The sequence below is a fragment of the Kineococcus lubricus genome, from assembly GCF_050871965.1.
Lineage (GTDB): Bacteria > Actinomycetota > Actinomycetes > Actinomycetales > Kineococcaceae > Kineococcus.
Genome location: NZ_JBJLSK010000070.1, coordinates 1 through 1,438, shown reverse-complemented (window position 1 = coordinate 1,438; position 1,438 = coordinate 1). Strand labels below are relative to the sequence as shown.

General features: G+C 72.9%; 2 protein-coding genes. Both read right to left on the bottom strand.

What is annotated here, in order from left to right; translation table 11 throughout:
- Positions 1–90: 90 nt before the first annotated feature.
- The gene (gene rplL, locus ACRYRX_RS22555) at positions 91–480 is read right to left on the bottom strand and encodes a 50S ribosomal protein L7/L12 (protein ID WP_432515441.1); all 390 of its coding nucleotides are present in this window, start codon (positions 478–480) and stop codon (positions 91–93) included.
- A gap of 81 nt (positions 481–561) precedes the next feature.
- Complete coding sequence (gene rplJ / locus ACRYRX_RS22550; RefSeq protein ID WP_432515440.1) at positions 562–1,089, bottom strand: 50S ribosomal protein L10; 528 nt, start codon at positions 1,087–1,089, stop codon at positions 562–564.
- Between the last annotated feature and the right edge of the window lie 349 nt (positions 1,090–1,438).

Genomic DNA, 1,438 nt, shown 5'->3' with positions numbered 1-1,438 from the left:
GGTGGCGCGCCGCCCGGCCGGCGCGCCCCCCCCCCCCCCCCCCCCCCCCCCCCAGCGGCGAGGTGCGCCCCGGTCAGGCCGGGGCGCAGATCACTTGAGCTCGACGGTGGCGCCGGCGCCCTCGAGCTGCGCCTTCGCCTTCTCGGCGGTCTCCTTGTTGACCTTCTCGAGGACGGGCTTGGGGGCGCCGTCGACGAGGTCCTTGGCCTCCTTGAGGCCGAGGGAGGTCAGCGCGCGGACCTCCTTGATGACGCCGATCTTCTTGTCACCGGCGGCGGCGAGGATGACGTCGAACTCGTCCTTCTCGTCCTCGACGGCGGCGGCGGCGCCACCAGCGGCGCCACCGACGGCGGCGACGGCCACGGGGGCCGCGGCGGTGACGTCGAAGACCTCTTCGAACTGCTTCACGAACTCGGAGAGCTCGATGAGGGTCAGTTCCTTGAACGCGTCGATGAGCTCTTCGGTGCTGAGCTTCGCCATGGTGGCGGTCCTTCCTGTGCTGGGGTGATCCGCAGGAGTGCGCCTGCGGGCGGGTGTGGTCGAGTCCGCGGAGCTGCCCGGTCAGGCAGCTTCGGAACCGGCCTGCTTCTCCCGCAACGCTTCCACGGTGCGGACGGTCTTCGACAGCGGCGCCTGGAACAGGGCCGCGGCCTTGGACTGGCTGGCCTTGAGGACGCCGGCGACCTTGGCCAGGAGGACCTCGCGGGACTCCAGGTCGGCCAGGGCGTTGACGTCTTCGGCGCTGATCGCACGGCCGTCGAGCACGCCGCTCTTGACGATCAGCTGGGGGTTGGCCTTCGCGAAGTCACGCAGACCCTTGGCCGCCTCCACCGGGTCACCGGTGATGAAGGCGATCGCGGAGGGGCCCGACAGCAGCCCCTCGAAAGCCGTGACGCCGGCTTCCTTCGCAGCGATGCTGGTCAGCGTGTTCTTGAGGACCGCGTAGGTCGTGTCAGGACCCAGCGCCTTGCGCAGGTTGGTGATCTGCGCAACGGACAACCCCCGGTACTCGGTGAGCACGGCGGCGTTGGACGCCTCGAACAGGGCCGTGATCTCCTTCACGGCCGCGATGTTCCTGGGTTTCGGCACGGGTGCCCTCCTTCCTTCGTCTCGGGGGAGCCGATCAGGCCCTGAACGCACGAAACGCCCCGGCGCAGGAGCGCGGGGCGTCGAAGGTCGGGACTCTCGAGGCTGGTGCTCACCTGCGCAGGTCGCCCGTGTGCACGGGGCCTTCTGCCACCCCCGGGAGGGAGCGGCGACCGGCGGTCTTCGGTACCCGTCAAGCGTACACGCCGTCACGGGGTGCTCGCGCCACGCGCGTCGCCGGGCCCGGGGACGCCGGGGGGGGGGGGGGGGGGGGGGGGGGGGGGGGGGGGGGGGGGGGGGGGGGGGGGGGGGGGGGGGGGGGGGGGGGGGCGAGGGGGGGGGGGGGGGGGGG